The organism is Variovorax beijingensis (genome assembly GCF_007828835.1).
Lineage (GTDB): Bacteria > Pseudomonadota > Gammaproteobacteria > Burkholderiales > Burkholderiaceae_C > Variovorax > Variovorax beijingensis_A.
The window spans coordinates 277,081-300,033 of record NZ_VIVL01000002.1; the positions used below are offsets into that span (position 1 = coordinate 277,081).

Genomic DNA, 22,953 nt, shown 5'->3' on the forward strand with positions numbered 1-22,953 from the left:
AACTTTCGTTGCTATTGTTTTCATAGTGGATCACGCAGATGAAACGGCCCGCGCCGGTTTTCGCCTAGGTGTCTTGCGGCGCGGCCGGCTGGGCCGCCTCCGGTTTTTCTTCTCCGGGTGGATGCGCCCAGCGCCACAGCAGCTCGGCGGCTTCGCCCACGCCCTGTTTCTTGAGGGCGGAGAACAGTTTGACCTCGCCACCGCCGGCCTGCAGTCGCGTAATGGACAGCACCTTGGCGCCCTCGCTGCGCGTGAGCTTGTCGGACTTGGTCAGCAGCACGAGGAACTTGAGCCCCTGCTCCACGCGCGGACGGATCACGTCGAGCAGGATCTCGTCGAGCTCGGTCATGCCGTGGCGCGGGTCGCACATCAGCACCACGCCGCGCAGGTTCTCGCGCGTCATCAGGTAGTTGCCCATGACGCGCTGCCAGCGCAGCTTGGCTTCCCTGGGAACGGCGGCATAGCCGTAGCCGGGCAGGTCGGCCAGCACGGCGTCGTCGGCCTTCTGCTTGCCGACGCCGAACAGGTTGATGTGCTGCGTGCGGCCCGGCGTCTTGGAGGCGAAGGCCAGGCGCGTCTGCTGCGTGAGCGTGTTGATGGCGGTCGATTTGCCCGCGTTCGAGCGGCCGACAAAGGCGATTTCGGGCAGGTCGAGCGGGGGCAGATGCTCCAGCTGCGGGGCGCTGGTGAGGAAGTGCGCCGTGTGCAGCCAGCCGAGCGCGGTGCGTTCGCGCTCGGCGACAAGAGGGTCCACGGCAGGGGTCGCGCGGGAAGGGGGAGCAGCGTGCTTGCGCGACGGGGTGATCATCAATGAGCTTTCGGAACGGGCTGCCATTGTAGAATCGCGCGGTTTTGCGCCAATAAATCGAGCCCCCGATATGAAGTTGTTTGCCAATTTTCTGCTTGCAGCCCTCATGGGCGTCGCAGCCAGCGCTAGCCTCGCGGCCGACGAGCACGCCGCCGCGCCAGCTGACGGACCCGTCGCGGCCAAGCCGGCCAAGCCCGATCCCGCCAAGGGCGACGCGCTGTTCAATTCCGCCGCCCAGGCCTGCGCTTCCTGCCACAACGCGGACGGCAACTCGGCCATTGCGGCCAACCCCAAGCTGGCGCAGCAGCACCCCGAATACATCCTAAAGCAGCTGCAGGAATTCAAGTCCGGCAAGCGCAAGAGCGCGATCATGCAGCCCATGGCGGCCAAGCTGTCCGACGAGGACATGCGCAACATCGCCTGGTTCGTGGGCTCCAAGAAGATCAAGACCGGCTTCTCCAAGGAGAAGGACCTGGTCGCGCTGGGCGAGAAGATCTACCGCGGCGGCGTTTCCGATCGCCAGATCCCGGCCTGCGCCGGCTGCCACAGCCCCAATGGCGCCGGCATGCCCGCGCAGTACCCGCGCCTGGGCGGCCAGCATGCCGACTACACGGTGGCACAGCTTGTTGCTTTCCGGGACAACGTGCGCCAGAACAGCGCTCCCATGACCGGCGTGGCCGCAAAGCTCAACGACCGCGAAATCAAGGCTGTTGCAGATTACATCGCCGGCCTGCGCTGACACCACGCGCTTCAGCGTGAACTAACCGCCGATAAAAAACCCAAACAGAGGGCGGGCCGATCCAGCTGGATGGCCCGCCCTTTGCTTTTTCCCTGTTTCTTTTTTCCCATCGACCGATGTCTGTCTCCACCCACGGCCTTCGCGTTCATCGCGGCCCGCAAGTGCTCCGCGCTGCGGTGGAACTGTTTTCGTCGATGCGCTTCGCGATTGCGCTGCTCACCGTCATCTGCATCGCATCGATCATCGGCACCGTGCTCAAGCAGCACGAGTCGATCAACAACTACATCAACCAGTTCGGGCCGTTCTGGGCCGAGCTGTTCCGCGCGGCCAGGCTCGATTCGGTCTACAGCGCCTGGTGGTTCCTGCTGATCCTGCTGTTCCTGGTGATCAGCACCTCGCTGTGCATCGCGCGCAACACGCCGCGCATCTTCATCGACCTGAAGACCTTCAAGGAAGGCATCCGCGCGCAGAGCCTCAAGGCCTTCGGCCAGCGCGCCGAGAGCCGGCTCGACGAGGCGCCCGCCGCGGCGGCCAACCGCATCGGCCAGTTGCTGGTGAGCGGCGGATGGAAGGTCAAGCTCCAGCAGCGCGAAGCCGCGGGCGGCCATGCCGAAGCCGGCTGGATGGTGGCCGCGCGCGCGGGCGGTGCCCACAAGCTGGGCTACATCGCCGCCCACAGCGCGATCGTGCTGGTGTGCATCGGCGGCCTGCTCGACGGCGACCTGGTGGTGCGGGCCCAGACCTGGTTCAACGGCAAGAGCGTGTTCACCGGCGGCGGCATGATCGCCGATGTGCCGCCACAGCACCGGCTGTCGCCGCGCAACCCGACCTTCCGCGGCAACATCCTGGTGCCCGAGGGCGCGCAGGGCAGCGTGGCCATCCTGCAGCAGTCCGACGGCGTGCTGCTGCAGGAGCTGCCGTTCTCGATCGAGCTCAAGAAGTTCATCGTCGACTACTACTCGACCGGCATGCCCAAGCTGTTCGCGAGCGAGGTGGTGCTGCATGACCGCGAGACCGGCGCCCAGGTGCCCGCGCGCATCGAGGTCAACCATCCGGCCAGCTACAAGGGCGTGGAAATCTACCAGTCGAGCTTCGACGACGGCGGCTCCAAGGTGAAGCTCAAGGCGGTGCCGATGGCGGCTGCGGCCAAGCCCTTCGAGGTCGAGGGCGTCATCGGCGGGCCGAGCACCGAAATCACCAACGGCCGCGAAAAGCTCACGCTCGAATACGCCGCGCTGCGCGTGATCAACGTCGAGAACTTCGCCGACGGCGGCGCCATGGGCAGCGGCGCCGACGTACGCAAGGTCGACCTGCGCCACGACATCGAATCGCGCCTGGGCGCCGCCAACAAGACCAGCAAGCCCAAGGTGCTGCGCAACATCGGCCCGAGCATCGGCTACAAGCTGCGCGATGCCGCCGGCCAGGCGCGCGAGTACCAGAACTACATGGTGCCGGTCGATACCGGCGACGGCCAGCCGGTGTTCCTGCTCGGCATGCGCGAGAAGCCCGAGGAGCCGTTCCGCTACCTGCGCGTGCCGGCCGACGAGCAAGGCTCCATGGACGGCTTCGTGCGCATGCGCAGCGCGCTGGCCGACGCCGACACCCGCAACCGCGCGGTCGAGCGCTACATCGCCAAGGCGGTCGATCCGAAGCGGCCCGAAATGGCCGAACAGCTGCGCGTTTCGGCGGCGCGCGCGCTCGCCCTGTTTGCAGGCAGCGAGCGCGCCAAGGCCGACGCCACCACGCTGGGGGGCTGGCAGGCGATTGCGGAATTCATGGAAGCCAACGTGCCCGAGGCCGAGCGCGAACGCGCCGGTGCGGTGCTGGTGCGCATCCTCAACGACGTACTGTTCGAGGCGCTCAACCTGAGCCGCGAAGGCGCAGGGCTCGCAGCATTGCCGAGCGACGAGAAGTCGCAGGCCTTCCTGACCCAGGCGGTGCTGGCCATCAGCGACGCGTACTTCTATCCGGCGCCGGTCGCCATGATGATGACCGACTTCACCCAGGTGCAGGCCAGCGTGTTCCAGGTGGCGCGCGCGCCCGGCAAGAACGTGGTCTATCTGGGCTGCCTGTTGCTGATCGTCGGGATTTTTGCCATGCTGTACGTGCGCGAGCGCCGGCTCTGGGTGTGGCTCACCCCCGATGGCGCGGGCTCTGGAGACAACACCACGGCCGCCACGATGGCCTTCTCGGTCAACCGCAAGACCATCGACAGCGATCGCGAGTTCGAGCACCTCAAGCACAAGCTGCTTGCCTTGAAGACAGAAGGACCGGCGTCACCATGAATACCACCACCCTCACGCTGCACGAAAGCTGGTTTTCGCGCCGCAACCTCTTCGACTGGGTGTTTGCGGCGCTGGTGCTGGCGGGCGGCCTGTTCGCCTTTGCGCGCTATGCGGGCTCGATGGACTCCTACGAAAAGCCCATCCTCGCCGCCGCGATGATCTCGGTCATTGCGATTGGCTGGTTCTGGCGTCCGCTGCGGGTGCTGGCCATCGTGGTGGCCGCGGCCTCGCTGCTGGCCATCAGTTCCTACCAGGGCGACCTGGCCCGCGCGGACACGGTGTTCTGGCTCAAGTACTTCCTGTCGAGCCAGTCGGCCATTCTCTGGATGAGCGTGCTGTTCTTCATGAGCACGCTGTTCTACTGGCTCGGTTTCTTCGGCGGCAAGCAGGGCGACACCTTCGAGCTGATCGGTTCGCGCCTGGCCTGGGCCGCCATTGCCATGGCGCTCATCGGCACCATGGTGCGCTGGTACGAGAGCCACCTGCTGGGGCCCGATATCGGCCACATTCCGGTCAGCAACCTGTACGAAGTGTTCGTGCTGTTCTGCTGGCTCACGACGGCTTTCTATCTCTACTTCGAATCGCGCTACGGCACGCGCACGCTCGGCGCCTTCGTGATGCTGGTGGTGAGCGCGGCGGTCGGCTTTTTGCTCTGGTACACGCTGGTGCGCAATGCGCACGAGATCCAGCCGCTGGTGCCCGCGCTGCAGAGCTGGTGGATGAAGCTGCACGTGCCCGCCAACTTCATTGGCTACGGCACCTTCGCGCTCGCTGCCATGGTGGCCTTCGCCTACCTCATCAAGGAGCAGGCTGAGGAAACGCGCTGGTACAAGCTCACGCCGATCTGGCTCCTGGGCGTGGCGCTGTGCTTCGTGCCGGTGGCCTTCCGCCAGCGCGTGCAGGAGGCCGGCGGCAGCTACTGGGTGATCTATGCGGGCATTTCCGCGCTGATTGCTGCGGGCATCCTGCTCGGCCGCCGGCGCATTGCCGCCCGGCTGCCCGCCAACGAGGTGCTCGACGACGTGATGTACAAGTCGATCACGGTCGGCTTCGCATTCTTCACCATTGCCACCGTGCTCGGTGCCCTGTGGGCGGCCGACGCCTGGGGCGGCTACTGGAGCTGGGACCCGAAGGAAACCTGGGCCCTGATCGTCTGGCTCAACTACGCGGCCTGGCTGCACATGCGGCTGGTCAAGGGTTTGCGCGGTACCGTGGCCGCCTGGTGGGCGCTGGGCGGCCTGGCGGTGACCACCTTCGCGTTCCTTGGCGTGAACATGTTCCTGAGCGGACTGCACAGCTACGGCACGCTGTAGGCGGGGCTGCCGGCCTTTTCGCGAAGAATTGAAACCACGCGCAGCGATCGCGCGTAACCGGACCAGGGAATTCCACGAACTACCCTGAGCACAACGATTCACGCGAAAGGCCATCACATGTCGTTCCATTCCCGTCCGCAGGGTCGCAGCAGCGGTTTCATCCATCCGCTTTCGAGCGAGATCACGCCGCGCGCCGTCTACGAGAGCCGGCGCGACTTGCTCAAGCTGATGGCCGGCGGCGCAGCCGGTGCCGCGCTCGCGAGCTTTGCGGGGCGCGAGGCCTTCGCCCAGGCCACGGGCCCGCACAAGCTGGCGCTGCTGCCGGGGGCCAAGTCCGCCGTGCCGGGTGCGCAGACGATGGAAAAGCTCACCGACTACAAGGACGCGACGAGCTACAACAACTTCTACGAGTTCGGCACCGACAAGGGCGACCCGGTCAAGAACGCCGGCACGCTCAAGACCCGTCCCTGGACCGTGGAGGTCGAGGGCCTGGTCAAGAAGCCCGGCAAGTACGGCATCGAAGACCTGCTCAAGCTCAGCGCGCAGGAAGAGCGCATCTATCGCCTGCGCTGCGTCGAGGGCTGGTCGATGGTCATTCCCTGGGTGGGCTATTCGCTGGCGGAGCTCATCAAGAGGGTCGAGCCGCAGGGCAATGCGAAGTACGTGGAGTTCGTGACCCTGGCTGATCCCAAGACCATGCCCTTCGTGGGCTCGCGCGTGCTCGACTGGCCCTACACCGAGGGGCTCCGCATGGACGAAGCCATGCACCCGCTCACGCTGCTGGCCTTCGGCATGTACGGCGAGGTGCTGCCCAACCAGAATGGCGCGCCGGTGCGCATCGTGGTGCCGTGGAAGTACGGGTTCAAGTCGGCCAAGTCGATCGTCAAGATCCGCTTCGTCGAGAAGGAGCCGGGCACGGCCTGGAACAAGGCGGCGGCACAGGAATACGGCTTCTATTCGAACGTCAATCCGAATGTCGACCATCCGCGCTGGAGCCAGGCCACCGAGCGGCGCATCGGCGACGGCGGCGGACTCTTCGCCAAGCGCAACAAGACGCTGATCTTCAACGGCTACGAAGCCCAGGTCGGCCAGCTCTATGCGGGCATGGACCTGAAGAAGAACTACTGAGCCGGCACCGCACGCGGCCCTTGCCCCATGAACAAGCTGCTCATGCATCCGGCGGCCAAGCCGGCCATCTTCCTGCTGTGCCTGCTGCCGTTCGCGTGGCTGGCCTATGGCGCGTTCACCGACGGGCTGGGCGCGAATCCGGCCGAGTTCCTGATCCGCGCCACCGGCGACTGGACCCTGCGCTTCATCTGCATCGTGCTCGCGGTGACGCCGCTGCGCGTGATGACCAAGACCAATGCGCTGGCGCGCTTTCGCCGCATGCTGGGCCTGTTCGCGTATTTCTACGTGGTGCTGCACCTGCTGTGCTACAGCTGGTTCGACATGGGCTTCGAGTGGGCCGACATCGCCAAGGACATTGCCAAGCGGCCGTTCATCCTGGTGGGGTTCTCGGCCTTCGTGCTGCTGACGCCGCTGGCGGCCACCTCGTTCAACCGCGCCATCAAGGCCATGGGGGCCAAGCGCTGGCAGATGCTGCACAAGCTGGTCTACCTGATTGCCGGCCTGGGCCTGTTGCACTTCTTCTGGATGCGTGCGGGCAAGAACAACTTTGCCGAGGTGTTCGTCTACGCCGCGATCATCGCGGCGCTGCTCGGGTGGCGCGTGTGGAACTACGCGAGCAAGCGCAGGCCGAAGCCGTCGGCCGGCGTGCGCGGCGGCAGCAGCAGCGAGAAGGCGCTGCGCAGCAGCACCGGCTGACCGGCGCGAACCACGCCGATCCCGCGCGGATCAGCCCTCGATCTGCTCGCTGCGCAGCTGGTCTTCAATCGTCTCGCGGCGGCGGATCAGCGTGGCGGTCCGGCCGCTCACCAGCACTTCGGCGGCCCGGCCGCGCGTGTTGTAGTTGCTGGCCATGCTCATGCAGTACGCACCGGCCGACAGCACCGCCAGCAGGTCGCCGGCCACCACGTTGAGCGCGCGGTCGCGGCCGATCCAGTCGCCGCTTTCGCAGACCGGGCCGACCACGTCGTAGGCCGGCGCGTCGCCGCCGCGGATGCGCAGCGGCACGATCTTCTGGAACGCCTGGTACATCGCGGGCCGCGGCAGGTCGTTCATGGCCGCGTCGACGATGCAGAAATTTTTGTCTTCGCCCGGCTTGGTGTAGAGCACCTCGGTCACGCACACGCCCGCATTGCCGACCAGCGAACGGCCCGGCTCGACGACGAGCTTGCGCTGTCCGAAGCCGCGGGCGTCGAGCCGTGCGAGCAGCTGCTGCCACAGCGCATCGGCCTTGGGCGGCACTTCGCCGTTGTAGTCGATGCCCAGGCCGCCGCCGAAGTCGAGGTGGTGAATGGGCACCCCGGCCGCCTCGATGGCCTCGACCAGGTCGAGCACCCGGTCGCAGGCGTCCAGGTAGGGCGAGGCCTCGGTGATCTGCGAGCCGATGTGGCAGTCGATGCCGACCACCTCGAGTCCCGGCAGCCTGGCGGCATGCCGATACGCCTCGACCGCACGGTCATGGGCAATGCCGAACTTGTTGCCCTTGAGGCCGGTGGAAATGTAGGGATGCGTCTTCGGGTCGACGTTCGGATTGATGCGGATGCTGATGGGCGCGCGGCGCCCTTCGGCCAGCGCCACTTCGTTGAGCACGTCGAGCTCGGCTTCGCTCTCGACGTTGAAGCAGGCGATGCCGGCCGCCAGCGCCTGCCGCATTTCGGCGCGGGTCTTGCCCACACCCGAGAAGATGATCTTGGCCGGGTCGGCGCCCACGGCAAGCACGCGCGCCAGCTCTCCGCCCGAGACGATGTCGAAGCCGCAGCCGGCTTCGGCGAACACGCGCAGCACGCCGAGCGACGAATTCGCCTTCATTGCATAGCAGATCAGGGCCCTGCGGCCCTCGAAGCCGCGCTGGTAGGCGGCCAGCGCGTCGAGCATCCACTGCTTCGAATAGACGAACAGCGGCGTGCCATGCTCGCGGGCCAGCGCGTCCAGGCCAAGGCCTTCGACGTGGAGCGCGCCGTCGCGATGCGCAATGTGCGGATGGCCGGGAAGGGTCGAGGAAGCGTTCGTCACTTTTGCGTTCCGGTGCTGGGGGTGGCCGGAGCCGGGGCGCTGCTGGCCGCAGCGGGCTTGGGCGCGGCTTCTGCGTCCGAAGCGGCGCGCGGGCCGCCGGGGGTCAGCAGCTGAGGCAGGGTGGCACGCTGGGCCGCCGCCGGATCGGTCGGCAGGAACAGCGGTCCGCGCTGGCCGCAGGCAGACAAAGCGGCCGCCGCCGCGGCAAGACTGACCATGAGCACAGCGCGGGCGGGGGCGCTCACTAGAATTTGACGAACATTCAACATAACGAAATTGTAATGACCGACTCCGAATACATGGACCGCGCCGAAGCCGCGCTCGCCGCCATCGAGCTGGGCTGCGATCGCATCAACGATGCGACCGACGCCGACATCGACAACCAGCGCGTGGGCGGCATGATCACGATTTCATTCAAGAACGGCAGCCAGCTGATCGTGAACCTGCAGAAGCCCCTGCAGGAAATCTGGCTTGCCGCGCGCTCCGGCGGCTACCACTACCGCTACGATGGCAAGGCCTGGGTCGACACCAAGACCGGCGAGGAATTCTTCGGAAATCTTTCGCGTGAAGCGAGCCTTCAGGCCGGGCAGCCGCTGGAGTTTGCGGCTGCCTGAACCATCAGTTTCAGTTCCTGAAGAGGTCGAGGATGCGATTGCGCTCCTCGGGCGGCGGAGGCGGGCTCACCGGAACACCGCTCAGGGACTCGGCCGGCGGCGATGACGGCGTGTCCACGCCGAGGCTGGACACGCCGCGGCCCGGCGCGTAGTCGTCGTAGTACCACTCGCCCCCCACACTCACGACGCCGGACGGCGGCGTGGCGGAAAGATCGGTCACGGGCACGCCCTTGATCGCCGTTTCCATGTAGTTGATCCAGATCGGCAGGCTCAGGCCGCCGCCGGTTTCGCGGTCGCCCAGGTTGCGCGGCGTGTCGTATCCGATCCAGGAGATGGCCGTCATCGTGGGCTGGAAGCCGGCGAACCAGGCATCGAGTGAGTCGTTGGTGGTGCCGGTCTTGCCGTAGAGGTCGGGCCGCTTGAGCATGGCCTGGGCCTTGGCGGCGGTGCCGGCGCGCGCCACCGACTGCAGCAGCGTGTCCATGATGAACGCGTTGCGCTGGGGAATGGCGCGGATCGTTTCGTTGAGCAGCGGCGGCTGCTTGTCGACCAGCACCTTGTCCTTGTGGTCGGTGATGCGCGTCACCAGGTAGGGATTGACGCGGTAGCCGCCGTTGGCGAACACCGAATAGGCGGTGGCCATCTGCATCGGCGTGACCGCGCCGGCGCCCAGCGCCATCGGCAGGTAGGCCGGGTGCTTGTCCTTGTCGAAGCCGAAATTGGTGATCCATTCCTGGGCGTAGCGCGTACCGATCGACTGCAGGATGCGGATCGAGACCAGGTTCTTCGACTTCATGAGCGCGGTGCGCATCGACATCGGGCCGTCGTAGCCCCCGCCGTAGTTCTTGGGCTCCCAGGGCTGGCCGCCGGTGGTGCCGGCATCGAAGAACAGGGGCCCGTCGTTGATGACCGTGGCCGGCGTGAAGCCCTTTTCGAGCGCAGCCGAATAGATGAAGGGCTTGAAGCTCGAGCCCGGCTGGCGCCAGGCCTGCGTGACGTGGTTGAACTTGTTCTTGCCGAAATCGAATCCGCCCACCAGCGCCTTGATGGCGCCGTCGCGCGGATCCATGGCGACGAAGGCGCCTTCCACTTCGGGCAGCTGGGTGATTTCCCAGGTGTTCTTGGGCGTCTTCACCACGCGGATCACCGCGCCGCGCCGAATCTTGATGTTGGGCGGCGCCTTGTCGGAAAGGCCGGACTGTGCGGGCTTGAGGCCCTCACCTGTGATCTGCACCGGGTCGCCGTTGCCGCGCACGGCCGAGATTTCCTTGGCATTGGCCTTGAGCACCACCGCCGCCATCACGTCGCCGTTGTCGGGATGGTCGGTCAGGGCGTCGTCCACCGCATCGTCGAGCTCCTTCGGGTCGTTGGGCAAATCGACGAATTTCTCGGGGCCGCGGTAAATCTGGCGCCGCTCGTAATCCATGATGCCCTTGCGCAGGGCCTTGTATGCCGCAGCCTGGTCGGCGGCGACCAGCGAGGTGTAGACCTTGAGTCCGCGCGTGTAGGTGCTGTCGCCATACTGCGCATACATCAGCTGGCGCACGGTTTCAGCCACGTATTCGGCGTGCAGCCGGTTCGGGTCGGCCGCATCGCGCAGGTGCAATTCCTCTTTCTTGGCTTCGGCGGCCTGCTCGGCGGTGATGAAGCCTGCATCCTGCATGCGGTCGATCACATAGAACTGGCGGCCACGCGCGCGCTGCGGGTTGTTGACGGGGTTGTTTGCGCCCGGCGCCTTCGGCAGGCCCGCCAGCATGGCCGCCTGCGCAATGGAGAGCTCCTGCAGCGGCTTGCCGAAATACGCTTCCGATGCGGCCGCGAAGCCGTAGGCGCGGTTGCCCAGGTAGATCTGGTTCAGGTAGATCTCGAAGATCTGGTCCTTGGTGAGCAGGTGCTCCAGCTTGAAGGTGAGCAGCACCTCGTAGATCTTGCGGGTCAGCGTTTTCTCGGAGCTCAGGTAGACGTTGCGCGCCACCTGCATCGTGATGGTCGACGCGCCCTGGCTCTTCACGCGGTTCATGTTGGCCAGCCCGGCGCGCACCATGCCCTTGTAGTCGACGCCGCCATGGTCGTAGAAGCGCGTGTCTTCAGCAGCCAACACCGCCTCCTTCACGAGCTTGGGGATTGCCGCGATCGGGGTTAGATTGCGTCGCTCCTCGCCGAATTCGCCAATCAGGATGCCCTCCGCGGAGAAGACCCGCAGCGGCAGTTTCGGCCGGTAGTCCGACAGCTCGGAGATGTCGGGAAGGTTGGGGTAGGCCACAGCCAGGGCGACGGCGATCACGCACAGCAACGCCAGAACACCGGCCGCGGCGATGCCGAACCCCCAGACCATGAAGCGCAGCAGCCATTTCAGCCAGGCTGGTCGTGTGGAAGGAGGGGTCTTGGCTGGCCCTTTGGGGCGTGAAGTTTCTTGCATGTGGGCCCGGGGAGTCACCGCACATTATAAAAAGCCGCCCCCTTGCCACGGGCCGAACTTGTGTGCATCGTTGCGGGCTAAACCAAAAGTTACCAAATGTGGCTTCGGCGTCAGCTTTTGACAACGGTCCGCCATTTTGCCGGCGGGGGTTGCTTGGTCGCCGGTACGCCTGCTGCTAGCATGCAACCGAACGCAAATTTTTCCATTGGTTACAAATGCAGGGGTAAAGGGACCTAACTTGGCTGCTTTCGGATCATTGTTTCGCCGTCAGAACGCCCCCATGCTCGGCCTGGATGTCAGCTCCTCCAGCGTGAAGCTGGTCGAGCTCGGCCGTGAAGCCAGTGGCAAGCTGGTTCTCGAGCGCTGCGCGATCGAACCCCTGGAACGGGGCTGGATCACCGACGGCAACGTCGAGAAGTTCGACGAAGTGGCCGAAGCCGTCCGCCGCGTCGTGCGCAAGAGCGGCACCCGCACCCGCAACGTCGCGCTGGCGCTGCCTCCTTCGGCGGTCATCACCAAGAAGATCATTCTTCCGGGCGGCATGAGCGAGCAGGAGCTCGAAATCCAGGTCGAGTCCGAAGCCAACCAGTACATCCCGTTCTCGCTCGACGAAGTCAGCCTCGATTTCTGCGTCACCGGGCAGAGCACCGCCTCTGCCGGCGACGTCGAGGTGCTGATTGCCGCGTCCCGCAAGGAAAAGGTCCAGGACCGCGAAGGCCTGGCCGAAGCGGCCGGGCTGAAGGCGGTGATCCTCGACGTCGAGTCCTATGCCTCCCGGCTCGCGACCGCCCGCCTGATCGAGCAATTGCCCGGCAAGGGCCTCGATGCCGTGGTGGCGCTTTTCGAAGTGGGTGCCTTCACCACCAGCATGCAGGTGCTGCGCAACCAGGAAGTGCTGTACGACCGCGACCAGGCTTTCGGCGGCGCGCAGCTGACCCAGCTGATCGTGCGCCAGTACGGTTTCTCGGCCGAAGAGGCCGAAGCCAAGAAACGCAGCGGCGACCTGCCCGACGACTACGGCTCGGGCGTCCTGAAGCCCTTCGTGGAAAGCATCGCGCAGGAAATTGCCCGTGCGCTGCAGTTCTTTTTCACCAGCACGCCCCACAACCGTGTGGACTACGTGCTGCTTGCAGGCGGCTCGGCCTCGCTGCCCAGCCTCACCAGCGCCGTGACGCGCCAGACATCGTTCGCGTGTTCGCTCGTGAACCCGTTCGACGGCATGGAACTGGGTCCGAACATCCGCGAGAAGAAGGTTCGGCGCGAAGCGCCTTCCTACCTGACCTCTTGCGGCCTGGCCATGCGGAGGTTCGTGCAGTGATCCTCATCAACCTGCTTCCGCATCGCGAAGCCGCGCGCAAGCGGCGCCGCGAAGCGTTCTACGGCACCCTAGGCGCAGCCGCCTTGCTGGGCGTGCTGATCGCCGGCCTGGGCTATCTGTGGTTCGAGGCTCAGATCTCGGCCCAGCAGGCCAAGAACAATTTCCTGAAGACCGAGATCACCAAGCTCGAAGTCGAAATCAAGGAAATCTCGACCCTGCAGGAAGAAATTGCCGCGCTGCGCGCACGCCAGCAGGCGGTCGAAGACCTCCAGGGCGACCGCAACCTGCCGGTGCACCTGCTCAACGAACTGGTTCGCCAGCTGCCCGACGGCGTCTACCTGACCAGCATGAAGCAGGACAACCAGACCGTCACGCTGCAGGGCATGGCACAGTCGAACGAGCGCGTCTCGGAGCTGCTGCGCAACCTGGGCAACAACAGTCCGTGGCTGGTCAAGCCCGAACTGGTCGAAATCACGTCCGCGACGGTGAGCCTGAGTCAGCGCGACCAGCGCCGCGTGGCGAACTTCACGATGCGCATCGGCCTCAAGCGGCCGACCGACGCGCAGAAGGCCGCCGCCGACAAGGCGCTGGCTGCAGCGGCGCCAGTCAAGGGGTAGACGGATCATGGCAAGCAATCGCCCCTCTCAAAAAATGGACGTCGGCGCGGCGCTGCGCGGCTTCGGCGACCAGTTCCGCAACCTGAACCCGAACGACCCGTCCGCATGGCCGGCGGTGCCCCGCTACGCCCTGTGCCTGGCGGTGACCGCGCTGGTGCTGGCCGGCCTGTGGTTCCTCTGGCTCACCAATTCGAACGACGAGCTCGAGAGCGAGCGCGCCAAGGAAGTCACGCTGCGCGCCGACTACCAGAAGAAGGTGGCGCTGGCCGCCAACCTCGATCTGCTGAAGAAGCAGCGCGAGCAGGTGCAGCAATACGTGACGCTGCTCGAGAAGCAGCTGCCCAGCAAGGCGGAAATGGACGCATTGCTGTCCGACATCAACCAGGCCGGCCTCGGACGCAGCCTGCAGTTCGAGCTGTTCCGCCCGGGACAGGTTTCGGTGAAGGACTACTACGCGGAACTGCCGATCGCCGTGCGCGTGACCGGCCGCTACCACGACATCGGCTCCTTCGCCGCCGACATCGCGAGCCTCTCGCGCATCGTGACGCTGAACAACCTCACGATCACTCCGCAGCAAAAAGACAAGGACGGCACCCTCACGATGGATGCCACGGCACGCACCTACCGCTATCTCGATGACGAAGAGCGAGCGGCCCAGAAACGCGCCGCGGCGCCGAAGGCGAAGAAATGAGGACGACCGCCAAACTCCTTTGGCTGGTTGCGGCCGCCCTGGGCCTGAGCGCCTGCGCCGACTCGGAGCAGGAAGACCTGCGCCGCTGGATGGTCGAGCAGCGCGCCCAGGTCAAGCCCACGGTGCCGCCGATCACGGAACCCAAGAAATTCACCCCCCAGGCCTACACCGAGGGCGCGGCGTTCGAGCCGTTCAACCTGCTGAAGCTGACCCAGGCGCTGCGCCGGGAATCGAACCAGCCCAGCACGTCGGAACTGATCGCCCCCGAGCTGGTGCGCCGCAAGGAGGCGCTCGAAGCCTTCCCGCTCGACTCGATGGCCATGGTGGGCAGCATGAACCGCAACGGCCAGCCGGTGGCGCTGGTTCGCGTCGACAAGCTGCTCTACAAGGTGCGGGTGGGCGAGTACCTGGGCCTCAACTACGGGCGCATTACCCGTATCAACGAAACCGAAATCGCCCTGCGTGAGATCGTGCAGGACGCCGCCGGTGAATGGATCGAACGCGTGGCGACATTGCAGCTGCAAGAGAGTGCGAAATGAATCATAAAAAATCAACGATGGCACAGCGGCTGCGAGCTGCGGGGCTGGGTCTGCTGGCACTTGGCGCTTTCGCTTTGGCCCATGCGCAAAACGCCATCGAGGCGGTGACCAGTTCGACGCAGTCCGGCGCGGAGGTGATCCGCATCGACCTCGCCCAGCCACTCACGGCCCTGCCGACCGGCTTCGCCGTGCAGACGCCGGCGCGCATCGCGCTCGATTTCCCGGGCGTCACCAACGCCATCGGCCGCTCCGCCATTGAGGTGAACCAGGGCAACCTGCGTTCCGTCAATGTGGTTCAGGCCGGCGAGCGCAGCCGGGTGGTGCTCAACCTCAAGCAGGCAACCGCATACAAGACCGAGATCCAGGGCAAGTCGCTGCTGGTGATTCTCGAGCCCGCGGCCGGCACCGCGCTGGCGTCGTCCACGCCCACCGTCTTTGCCGAGAACCGCAACCGCGACACCCTGCCGCTGCGCGACGTCGACTTCCGCCTGGGTGCGGACAACACCGGCCGCGTGATCGTCGACCTGCCGAACAACCAGGTGGGCGTCGACGTCCGCCAGCAGGGCAAGAACCTGGTGGTCGAGTTCACCAAGTCGACCCTGCCCGAGGGGCTGCGCCGCCGCCTCGACGTGGCCGACTTCAACACGCCGGTGCAGCTGATCACCTCGCAGCAGTCGGGCGACCGCGTGCGCATGACGATCGAGGCCAAGGGCGACTGGGAGCACAGCGCCTACCAGAGCGAAAACCAGTTCGTGGTGGAGGTTCGCGCCCGCAAGGTGGACCCGACCAAGCTGACGCAGGGCGTGGGCTACACCGGCGAGAAGCTCTCGCTGAACTTCCAGAACATCGAGATCCGCTCGCTGCTGCAGGTGATCGCCGACTTCACCAACTTCAACATCGTGACCTCCGACTCGGTCACCGGCGCGCTGACGCTGCGGCTGAAGGACGTGCCCTGGGACCAGGCCCTGGACATCATCATGCAGGCGAAGAACCTGGGCATGCGCAAGAACGGCAGCGTGCTGTGGATCGCGCCCAAGGACGAAATCAACGCCAAGGAAAAGCTCGAGTTCGAAGCCAAGGCCGCCATCGAGAACCTGGAGCCGCTGCGCACCCAGTCGTTCCAGCTCAACTACACCAAGGCGATCGCCATTGCGCAGGGCCTGACCGGCACCGGCGCCTCGGCCGGCGGCGGGGGCGGCTCCGGCACCACCACGCGCATCCTGAGCCCGCGCGGCAGCGTGATCGCCGAGTCGCGCACCAACCAGCTGTTCGTGTCGGACATCCCGTCTCGCCTGGCGCAGGTGGCCGACCTGATCCAGAAGCTCGACATTCCGGTTCGCCAGGTGCTGATCGAGGCGCGGATCGTGGAAGCCTCCGACACCTTCGGCAAGTCGCTGGGCGTGCGGCTCGGCGGCGGTATCGCTGGCGAGCGCTTCGCCTCCTCGTCGGGGAACCGGGCCTTCGCCAACCTGGGCATGATGCCCACGGTCACCGCAGGTACCAACGGCAGCGGAAACACTGCGACGACCACCTGGACCAACTCCAACTTCATCAACCTGCCCGCAGGCGATGCCGGCGGCACCGGCAATGCGGCAGGCACCTTCGCGATCTCGCTGTTCAACTCGAGCTTTTCGCGCATGCTGAACCTCGAGATCTCGGCGCTCGAGGCCGACGGCAAGGGGAAGCTGGTCTCGAGCCCCCGCGTCATCACGGCCGACCAGACCAAGGCGCTGATCGAGCAGGGCGAGGAAATTCCCTACCAGCAGGCCACGTCCAGCGGCGCCACCTCCATTTCGTTCCGCAAGGCGGTGCTGAAGCTCGAGGTCACGCCGCAGATCACGCCCGAAGGCAACATCATCCTCACGCTCGACGTGAGCAAGGATGCCCGCGGCGTCAACACCTCGGCCGGCCCGGCCATCAACACCAAGCACGTGCAGACCGAGGTGCTGGTCGAGAACGGCGGCACGGTCGTCATCGGTGGTATCTTCGAACTCACCGAAACCAATGACGAATCGCGCGTGCCGGTGCTGGGTGAAGTGCCCTACCTGGGTGCACTGTTCCGCAAGCGCGAACGCGTTGCCAACAAGACCGAAATGCTCGTCTTTATCACTCCGAAGATGATTACCGACCGCAACGCCGCGCGCTGACGCGCGGGCGTAGCAGCCACCGCGTGGCGATCGCACTCGTCGGGTTGCCCGGCGCCGGAAAGTCCGCAGTGGGCCGGCGCCTGGGCGCACGCCTGGACCTTCCCTTCGTCGACACCGACCACGTGATCGAGCAGCGCATCGGCTGCTCGATCCGCGATTACTTCGAGCGCGAGGGCGAAATCGCCTTCCGCGACCTCGAGCAGGCCGTCATCGCCGACCTCGCCGTCCGGCCCCACGGCGTGCTGGCCACGGGTGGCGGCGCCGTGCTGCGCGAGGCCAACCGCCGGCAGCTGCGCGACCACTTCCATGTAATCTACCTGCGCTCCTCGCCCGAAGACCTGTTCCGGCGCCTGCGCCACGACGTCAAGCGGCCCCTGCTGCAGGTGGCCGATCCGCTGGGGCGGCTGCGCGAACTGCACGATGCCCGCGATCCGCTCTACCGCGAGACGGCCCACGAGGTGGTCGACACCGGCCGCCCCTCGATCACCATGCTGGTGAACATCATCGTGATGCAGCTGGAGCTCGCCGGCATCGTGGCCGCGGGCACGCCGCCCGAAGAGCCCTCCGACTGAAGCGCCGGCGCGCAGCGCCTAAACTCGCTGCATGCCATTGCCCGCACCCTCCGCACCGCCAGAACGCGTCGACATCCAGCTCGGCGAACGCAGCTACCCGATCCTGATCGGCGCCGGCCTGCTGGACGACCCCCAGAGCTTCGCCGCCGTGCCCGCGGCCGCCAGTGCGCTGGTCGTCAGCAACACCACGGTGGCGCCGCTCTACGCCCAGGCCTTGCGAGCGGCGTTGGCCGGGCGCTTCCGCACCGTGCACCTGCTCGAGCTGCCCGACGGCGAGGTGCACAAGAACCTTGAGACCCTGAACCTCATCTTCGATGCGCTGCTCGGCCACGGCAGTGACCGCAAGACCGTGCTGTTCGCCCTGGGCGGCGGCGTGGTGGGCGACATGACGGGCTTTGCCGCCGCCAGCTACATGCGCGGCGTACCCTTTGTGCAGGTGCCGACCACGCTGCTGGCGCAGGTCGATTCGTCGGTCGGCGGCAAGACCGCCATCAACCACCCGCTCGGAAAGAACATGATCGGCGCGTTCTACCAGCCGCAGCTGGTGGTGTGCGACCTGGGCACGCTGCAGACGCTGCCGCCGCGCGAGCTCAGCGCGGGCCTGGCCGAGGTCATCAAGTACGGTCCGATCCACGACATGGCTTTCTTCGACTGGATCGAGGCGAATGTCGACGCGCTGGTGGCGCGCGAGCCGGCGGCACTCGCCTACGCGGTCAAGCGCAGCTGCGAGATCAAGGCGCTGGTCGTCGGCCAGGACGAGCGCGAGACCGGCCTGCGGGCCATCCTGAACTTCGGCCACACCTTCGGCCATGCGATCGAGTCGGGCCTGGGCTACGGCGAGTGGCTGCATGGCGAAGCGGTCGGCTGCGGCATGGTGATGGCGGCGCACCTGTCGCAGCGGCTCGGCGGCGTCGATGCGGCGTTCGTCGAACGGCTCACGCGGCTGATCGGGCGTGCCGGCCTGCCGACCGTCGGCCCCGCGCTGGGAGCGGAGCGCTATCTCGAACTGATGCGGGTCGACAAGAAATCCGAAGCCGGCGAGATCCGCTTCGTGGTGATCGACAAACCGGGCTCCGCTGCCGTCAGCAGCGCGCCCGACGCGCTGGTGCGCGAAGTGCTCGCGCGGTGCTGCCAGGCGGAATGAGCGCGGCGCCGAGGGTGCACCGATGAGCCTCGCGGCTTATGCCTGCCACCCCGCGCGCTCGCGCGGGAGGCGCCATGCCGAGCCGCCGGCGCCCACGCGCGACGCCTTCCAGCGCGACCGCGACCGCATCGTGCATTCCACCGCGTTCCGGCGGCTGGTCTACAAGACGCAGGTTTTCCTGAACCACGAAGGCGACCTGTTCCGCACCCGGCTCACGCATTCGCTCGAAGTCGCGCAGCTGGGCCGTTCCATCGCACGGGCCCTGCGCATCAACGAGGATCTGGTGGAGGCGATCGCCCTCGCGCACGACCTTGGCCACACGCCGTTCGGCCATGCGGGGCAGGACGCGCTCAACGCCTGCATGGAAGGCCACGGCGGCTTCGAGCACAACCTGCAGAGCCTGCGCGTGGTCGACGCCCTGGAGCATCGCTATCCGCAGTACGACGGCCTGAATCTCAGCTTCGAGACTCGCGAGGGCATCCTCAAGCACTGTTCGCGCGCCAATGCCGAGCGCCTGGAGGCAGGCGAGCCGAACGGCGTGGCGCGTCGCTTCCTGGACCGCACGCAGCCGGGCCTCGAGGCGCAGCTCTGCAACCTGGCCGACGCGATTGCCTACAACGCGCACGACATCGACGACGGCGTGCGCTCCGGGCTCATCAACGTCGAGCAGCTCGGCGAGGTGGAGCTGTTCGAGCGCTACCGCCGCGAAGCGCTGGCCGAGTACCCCCGGCTGGAAGGGCGGCGCGTGCTCTACGAAACCATCCGGCGCATGCTGAGCGCCCAGGTCTACGATGTGATCGACGCCACCCGTGCGGCCCTGGAAACCGCGAAGCCGGTCGATGCCGACGGTGTGCGCAACGCGCCGCCGCTCGTTGCGTTCAGCGAAACCATGCAGGCGCAATCCAACGAGCTCAAGACCTTCCTGTTCCGCAACCTCTACCGCCATCCGCAGGTGAGGCAGACCACCGACCAGGCGCAGCAGGTGGTGAGGGAGCTCTTCGAGGCCTATCTGGAGCGCGGCGCCGAGATGCCCGTTTCCTACGCGGACCGCTACGACCGGCATCGCGCCGTGGCCGACTACATCGCCGGCATGACCGACCGCTTCGCCATGCGCGAGCATGAACGGCTGACCGGCCGGCGGGGGATTTCATGAATTCTGCGGCCATCGCCTCCGCGCGCGTTCCCGCCGCCGCCTTTGCCGTGGTGCTCGGCGGCGTCAGCGCCGCGCTGCACCTGGGCAAGCTGCCGCCCGCGGTGCCGGCGCTGCAGGCGTCGCTCGGCATCGACCTGGTCGAGGCCGGGTTCCTGCTGTCGCTGGTGCAGGTGGCGAGCATGAGCATGGGACTGATCGCCGGGCTCGCGGCCGACACGATCGGCCTGCGCCGCAGCATGCTGACCGGCCTCGTGGTGCTGACGGTGGCGAGCCTGCTGGGCGGCGCCGTCGGCGCGGGGCTCCTGGGCGGCACCTTTGCGGTGCAATGGCTGCTCGGCCTGCGCGCGCTCGAAGGCATCGGCTTTCTGCTGGCGGTCATGCCGGGGCCAGGGCTGATCCGCGCATTGACCCCTGCTGGTGCGGACAAGGCCGCGCTGGGCGTCTGGGGCGCCTACATGCCGCTCGGTGTTGCGCTTGCGCTGCTTTTCGGGCCCGCATTGATCGCCTGGGGCGGATGGGCCGACTGGTGGTGGACGCTGTCGGCCGTGTCGGCCGCGGCGGCGCTCTGGTTGTGGCTGGCGGTGCCCGCGGACGCGTTTCGTGCGGCTGGCGGCATGGCCGGCGGCTGGCCGTCGCGCCTGCGCGCCACGGTCGGCGCACGCGCTCCCTGGATGATCGCGCTGACCTTTGCCGTGTATTCGGCCCAGTGGATGGCGGTGATCGGCTTTCTTCCGGCCATCTATGCCGGTGCCGGCGTGCCGGCCGGCTGGGGCGCGGTGCTCACTGCGGTGGCGGCCGCGATGAACATCGTCGGCAACGTCGCGGGCGGCCGCTGGCTGCAGCGCGGTGTCGCGCCCGAGCGCCTGCTCCAGGCGGGTTTCCTGGCCATGGCGCTGGGCGGTCTTGCGGCCTTCGCACAGGTGGGGCAGGGCGCCGACTCACTTGGCCTGCCGCCGGTGCTTCGCTACGCCGCAGTCTGCGTCTTTTCGCTCGGCGGCGGCATGGTGCCGGCGACCCTGTTTTTGCTCGGTGTCCGGCTGGCGCCGGGCCCGTCCACGGTTTCCACCACCGTCGGGCTCATGCAGCAGGCGTCTTCGCTGGGGCAGTTTCTGGCGCCGCCGGCGGTGGCCTGGGTGGCGCTGCGCGCCGGCGGCTGGCACTGGACCTGGACTGCCACGCTCGCATGTTCGCTGGCGGGCATGGCCCTGGCGCGGCGCCTCGGCAAAATTCGCCCTGCGGCGGAGGTGGCATGACCGGTCCGGCGACAATCGATGCCATCCAGGCCGAAGCCGACATGCGGCGCTGGCTCGAACGCGCGGTGATCGGGCTCAACCTGTGCCCGTTCGCGAAAGCGGTGCACGTGAAGGCGCAGATCCGCTATGCCGTGTACCTGCCCACCGACGAAGCCGCGCTGATCGACATGCTCCTGGCAGAGGCCGATGAACTCGCCGCGCTCGATGCCTCCGTGCGCGACACCACCTTGCTGATAGCACCCAACACCTTGGCCGATTTTCTGGACTTCAACGACTTCACGGCGCGCGCCGAACGCCGGCTCGCGCGCGCGGGTTTCGACGGCGTGTTTCAGCTCGCGAGCTTTCATCCGCGGTTCCAGTTTGCAGATACCGAGGCCGACGACATCGGCAATGCCACCAACCGCGCGCCGTACCCCACGCTGCACCTGCTGCGCGAAGACAGCATGAGCCGCGCGGTCGAGGCCTTTCCCGAGGCCGAAGCCATTTTCGAACGCAACATCGAGACGCTTGAAGCGCTGGGGCCGGATGGCTGGGCCGCGCTGGATGTAGGCCCGGGGAGCGCCCGGCCATGAGCGCGCAAGCAACCAGCAGGGCCGTGAAGACGGCCAAGACCGCCAAGGCCGAGGCCGAACTGGCGGAGATCCTGCGGCCGGGCCAGTCCATCGAGCTTTTGAAGGAGCTGCATATCCTCACGCGCGAAGGTCGGCTCAACCAGGATTCGCGGCGCAAGCTCAAGCAGGTCTACCACCTGTTCCAGTTCATCGAGCAGCTGCTGCGCGAACTGCCGGGCGGCGGCGCGGAAGCCACGCTGGCCGACCATGGCGCCGGCAAGTCGTACTTGGGCTTCATCATCTACGACCTGTTCTTCCGCTCGCGCCAGGGTGGCCACGTCTACGGCATCGAGACGCGCAGCGAACTGGTCGAGAAATCGCGCGCATTGGCACGCCAGCTCGGCTTCGACCGCATGTCCTTCCTGAACCTCACCGTGGCCGAGTCGGCCCAGGCGAGCGAGCTGCCGGAGCGCATCGACGTGGTCACCGCGCTGCACGCCTGCGACACGGCCACCGACGACGCGATCGCCTTCGGGCTCGCGAAGAAGGCGCGCTGCATGGTGCTGGTGCCCTGCTGCCAGGCCGAGGTGGCGGCCTGCCTGCGCGAAACCAAGGCGCTGGCCCTGTCGCGCACGCCATTGGCCGAGCTTTGGCGCCATCCGCTGCACACGCGCGAAATCGGCAGCCAGCTCACCAACGTGCTGCGCTGCCTGTACCTCGAGGCCCATGGCTACAGCGTCACCGTCACCGAACTGGTGGGCTGGGAGCACAGCATGAAGAACGAGCTGATCCTGGCGCGCCACACCGGGCAGCGCAAGGCCGGTGCGGCGGCGCGGCTCGGCGAACTGCTGTCGCAGTTCGGGCTCGACACCCTGGGCGAGACGCGGTTTCGCCTGCACTGAGCTCCCTCCAAAGCACATAGCGTCACGTCACGCCATGGCCCGCCTGCCCCGTCTCACGCTCCCCGGCCTGCCACACCACGTGATCCAGCGCGGCAACAACCGCCAGGCCATCTTCGTCGACCGCGCCGACCACGAGCGGCTGCTCGGCCTGATGGCGGACGCGGCCCCGCGCTTCGGCGTGGCACTGCATGCCTATGTGCTGATGGACAACCATTTCCATCTGCTGGCCACGCCCGACACGGCCACCGGGCTGCCGCAGTTCATGCAGGCGGTGGGGCGCAGCTACGTGCGCTATTTCAACGACCGCCACGGTCGCAGCGGCACCCTGTGGGAAGGGCGCTACCGATCGACCTTGATCCAGACCGACCGCTATCTGCTGACCTGCATGGCGTACATCGACCTGAACCCCGTGCGGGCCGGCATGGTGTCGGACGCGCGCGACTTTCCATGGTCCAGCCATGGACATTACGCAGGCCTGCGGCATGACAAGCTGCTGACGCCGCATCCGCTCTACTGGGAGCTGGGCAACACCCCCTTTGCCCGCGAGGCGGCGTACGTCGAACTGGTGCGCGGCGGCGTGCGTGCGGCCGACCAGGGCACGCTGACCGAGGCCACCTTGCGGGGCTGGGCAGCCGGCGATGCGGATTTTCTTGCGTCGCTTCAGAAAGCGACCGAACGCCGCGTTGCCAAAGCCAAGGCCGGGCGTCCGCCGGCGGCGTCCGATTCCTGAGCTGAAGCTTCCCAGCGCAC

At 66.8% G+C, this 22,953-nt stretch carries 22 protein-coding genes; 18 read left to right on the forward strand and 4 right to left on the reverse strand.

The features are described from left to right. Nucleotides 1–64: 64 nt before the first annotated feature. The gene (gene yihA, locus FB547_RS07590) at nucleotides 65–808 is read right to left on the reverse strand and encodes a ribosome biogenesis GTP-binding protein YihA/YsxC (protein ID WP_145740985.1); all 744 of its coding nucleotides are present in this window, start codon (nucleotides 806–808) and stop codon (nucleotides 65–67) included. 70 nt (nucleotides 809–878) lie between these two features. On the opposite strand from yihA, the gene FB547_RS07595 reads away from it, so the two are divergent. From FB547_RS07595 to FB547_RS07615, 5 genes are all read left to right on the forward strand, one after another. Continuing rightward, the gene (locus tag FB547_RS07595; RefSeq protein WP_145740987.1) at nucleotides 879–1,547 is read left to right on the forward strand and encodes a c-type cytochrome; all 669 of its coding nucleotides are present in this window, start codon (nucleotides 879–881) and stop codon (nucleotides 1,545–1,547) included. Nucleotides 1,548–1,663: 116 nt separating this feature from the next. Next, nucleotides 1,664–3,832, forward strand: coding sequence for a cytochrome c biogenesis protein ResB (locus tag FB547_RS07600; protein WP_145740989.1), 2,169 nt, complete (start codon nucleotides 1,664–1,666; stop codon nucleotides 3,830–3,832). Beyond that, nucleotides 3,829–5,145 (forward strand): c-type cytochrome biogenesis protein CcsB, encoded by a 1,317-nt coding sequence (ccsB, locus tag FB547_RS07605; RefSeq protein ID WP_145740991.1) that lies wholly within the window; start codon nucleotides 3,829–3,831, stop codon nucleotides 5,143–5,145. The genes FB547_RS07600 and ccsB overlap by 4 nt, the downstream gene beginning before the upstream one ends. 117 nt (nucleotides 5,146–5,262) lie before the next feature. Next, complete coding sequence (msrP, locus tag FB547_RS07610) at nucleotides 5,263–6,273, forward strand: protein-methionine-sulfoxide reductase catalytic subunit MsrP (RefSeq protein WP_145740993.1); 1,011 nt, start codon at nucleotides 5,263–5,265, stop codon at nucleotides 6,271–6,273. A 27-nt stretch (nucleotides 6,274–6,300) separates the two neighbouring features. After that, nucleotides 6,301–6,969: a sulfite oxidase heme-binding subunit YedZ gene (locus tag FB547_RS07615; protein WP_145740994.1), complete on the forward strand. Its 669-nt coding sequence runs from the start codon at nucleotides 6,301–6,303 to the stop codon at nucleotides 6,967–6,969. Between the two features lie 30 nt (nucleotides 6,970–6,999). Here the strand turns inward: FB547_RS07615 and lysA are convergent, their stop codons facing one another. Both lysA and lptM read right to left on the reverse strand, forming a co-directional pair. Then, the gene (gene lysA, locus FB547_RS07620; RefSeq protein WP_145740996.1) at nucleotides 7,000–8,283 is read right to left on the reverse strand and encodes a diaminopimelate decarboxylase; all 1,284 of its coding nucleotides are present in this window, start codon (nucleotides 8,281–8,283) and stop codon (nucleotides 7,000–7,002) included. After that, nucleotides 8,280–8,501, reverse strand: a complete 222-nt coding sequence (gene lptM, locus FB547_RS07625; RefSeq protein ID WP_145740998.1) for an LPS translocon maturation chaperone LptM — start codon at nucleotides 8,499–8,501, stop codon at nucleotides 8,280–8,282. Before lptM ends, lysA begins: the two co-directional genes overlap by 4 nt. Before the next feature lie 63 nt (nucleotides 8,502–8,564). Here lptM and cyaY point away from each other — a divergent pair, with 63 nt between their 5' ends. After that, entirely contained in the window at nucleotides 8,565–8,897 is a 333-nt protein-coding gene (gene cyaY / locus FB547_RS07630) for an iron donor protein CyaY (protein ID WP_145740999.1), read from the forward strand. Nucleotides 8,898–8,907: 10 nt separating this feature from the next. On the opposite strand, the gene FB547_RS07635 is transcribed toward cyaY, so the two are convergent. Next, nucleotides 8,908–11,316 carry a penicillin-binding protein 1A gene (locus tag FB547_RS07635; protein ID WP_186454127.1) on the reverse strand — a complete coding sequence of 803 codons (2,409 nt, stop codon included), beginning with the start codon at nucleotides 11,314–11,316 and terminating at the stop codon, nucleotides 8,908–8,910. A gap of 238 nt (nucleotides 11,317–11,554) precedes the next feature. Between FB547_RS07635 and FB547_RS07640 the strand changes: the two genes are divergently transcribed. Genes FB547_RS07640 through FB547_RS07695 form a run of 12 tightly spaced genes read left to right on the forward strand, consistent with a single transcriptional unit; the run spans nucleotide 11,555 to nucleotide 22,933 of the window. Next, nucleotides 11,555–12,634, forward strand: a complete 1,080-nt coding sequence (locus FB547_RS07640) for a pilus assembly protein PilM (protein WP_012746289.1) — start codon at nucleotides 11,555–11,557, stop codon at nucleotides 12,632–12,634. Beyond that, nucleotides 12,631–13,251, forward strand: a complete 621-nt coding sequence (locus tag FB547_RS07645; protein ID WP_145741004.1) for a PilN domain-containing protein — start codon at nucleotides 12,631–12,633, stop codon at nucleotides 13,249–13,251. The genes FB547_RS07640 and FB547_RS07645 overlap by 4 nt, the downstream gene beginning before the upstream one ends. A gap of 7 nt (nucleotides 13,252–13,258) precedes the next feature. After that, nucleotides 13,259–13,942 carry a type 4a pilus biogenesis protein PilO gene (locus tag FB547_RS07650; RefSeq protein ID WP_145741006.1) on the forward strand — a complete coding sequence of 228 codons (684 nt, stop codon included), beginning with the start codon at nucleotides 13,259–13,261 and terminating at the stop codon, nucleotides 13,940–13,942. Beyond that, entirely contained in the window at nucleotides 13,939–14,481 is a 543-nt protein-coding gene (locus tag FB547_RS07655; protein ID WP_145741008.1) for a pilus assembly protein PilP, read from the forward strand. Before FB547_RS07650 ends, FB547_RS07655 begins: the two co-directional genes overlap by 4 nt. Beyond that, nucleotides 14,478–16,628, forward strand: a complete 2,151-nt coding sequence (gene pilQ / locus FB547_RS07660) for a type IV pilus secretin PilQ (RefSeq protein ID WP_145741010.1) — start codon at nucleotides 14,478–14,480, stop codon at nucleotides 16,626–16,628. Before FB547_RS07655 ends, pilQ begins: the two co-directional genes overlap by 4 nt. Nucleotides 16,629–16,651: 23 nt before the next feature. Next, a complete protein-coding gene (locus FB547_RS07665; RefSeq protein WP_145741012.1) occupies nucleotides 16,652–17,200 on the forward strand; it encodes a shikimate kinase in 549 nt (182 codons plus the stop codon). Nucleotides 17,201–17,231: 31 nt separating this feature from the next. Continuing rightward, nucleotides 17,232–18,344, forward strand: coding sequence for a 3-dehydroquinate synthase (aroB, locus tag FB547_RS07670; protein WP_145741013.1), 1,113 nt, complete (start codon nucleotides 17,232–17,234; stop codon nucleotides 18,342–18,344). Nucleotides 18,345–18,366: 22 nt separating this feature from the next. After that, the gene (locus FB547_RS07675; RefSeq protein WP_145741015.1) at nucleotides 18,367–19,497 is read left to right on the forward strand and encodes a deoxyguanosinetriphosphate triphosphohydrolase; all 1,131 of its coding nucleotides are present in this window, start codon (nucleotides 18,367–18,369) and stop codon (nucleotides 19,495–19,497) included. Then, complete coding sequence (locus FB547_RS07680; protein ID WP_145741017.1) at nucleotides 19,494–20,750, forward strand: CynX/NimT family MFS transporter; 1,257 nt, start codon at nucleotides 19,494–19,496, stop codon at nucleotides 20,748–20,750. The genes FB547_RS07675 and FB547_RS07680 overlap by 4 nt, the downstream gene beginning before the upstream one ends. Then, entirely contained in the window at nucleotides 20,747–21,322 is a 576-nt protein-coding gene (locus FB547_RS07685) for a DUF1415 domain-containing protein (protein ID WP_145741019.1), read from the forward strand. Before FB547_RS07680 ends, FB547_RS07685 begins: the two co-directional genes overlap by 4 nt. Further along, a complete protein-coding gene (locus FB547_RS07690) occupies nucleotides 21,319–22,203 on the forward strand; it encodes a class I SAM-dependent methyltransferase (protein ID WP_145741021.1) in 885 nt (294 codons plus the stop codon). The genes FB547_RS07685 and FB547_RS07690 overlap by 4 nt, the downstream gene beginning before the upstream one ends. 34 nt (nucleotides 22,204–22,237) lie before the next feature. Further along, nucleotides 22,238–22,933: a transposase gene (locus tag FB547_RS07695; protein ID WP_145741023.1), complete on the forward strand. Its 696-nt coding sequence runs from the start codon at nucleotides 22,238–22,240 to the stop codon at nucleotides 22,931–22,933. Nucleotides 22,934–22,953: the final 20 nt, after the last annotated feature.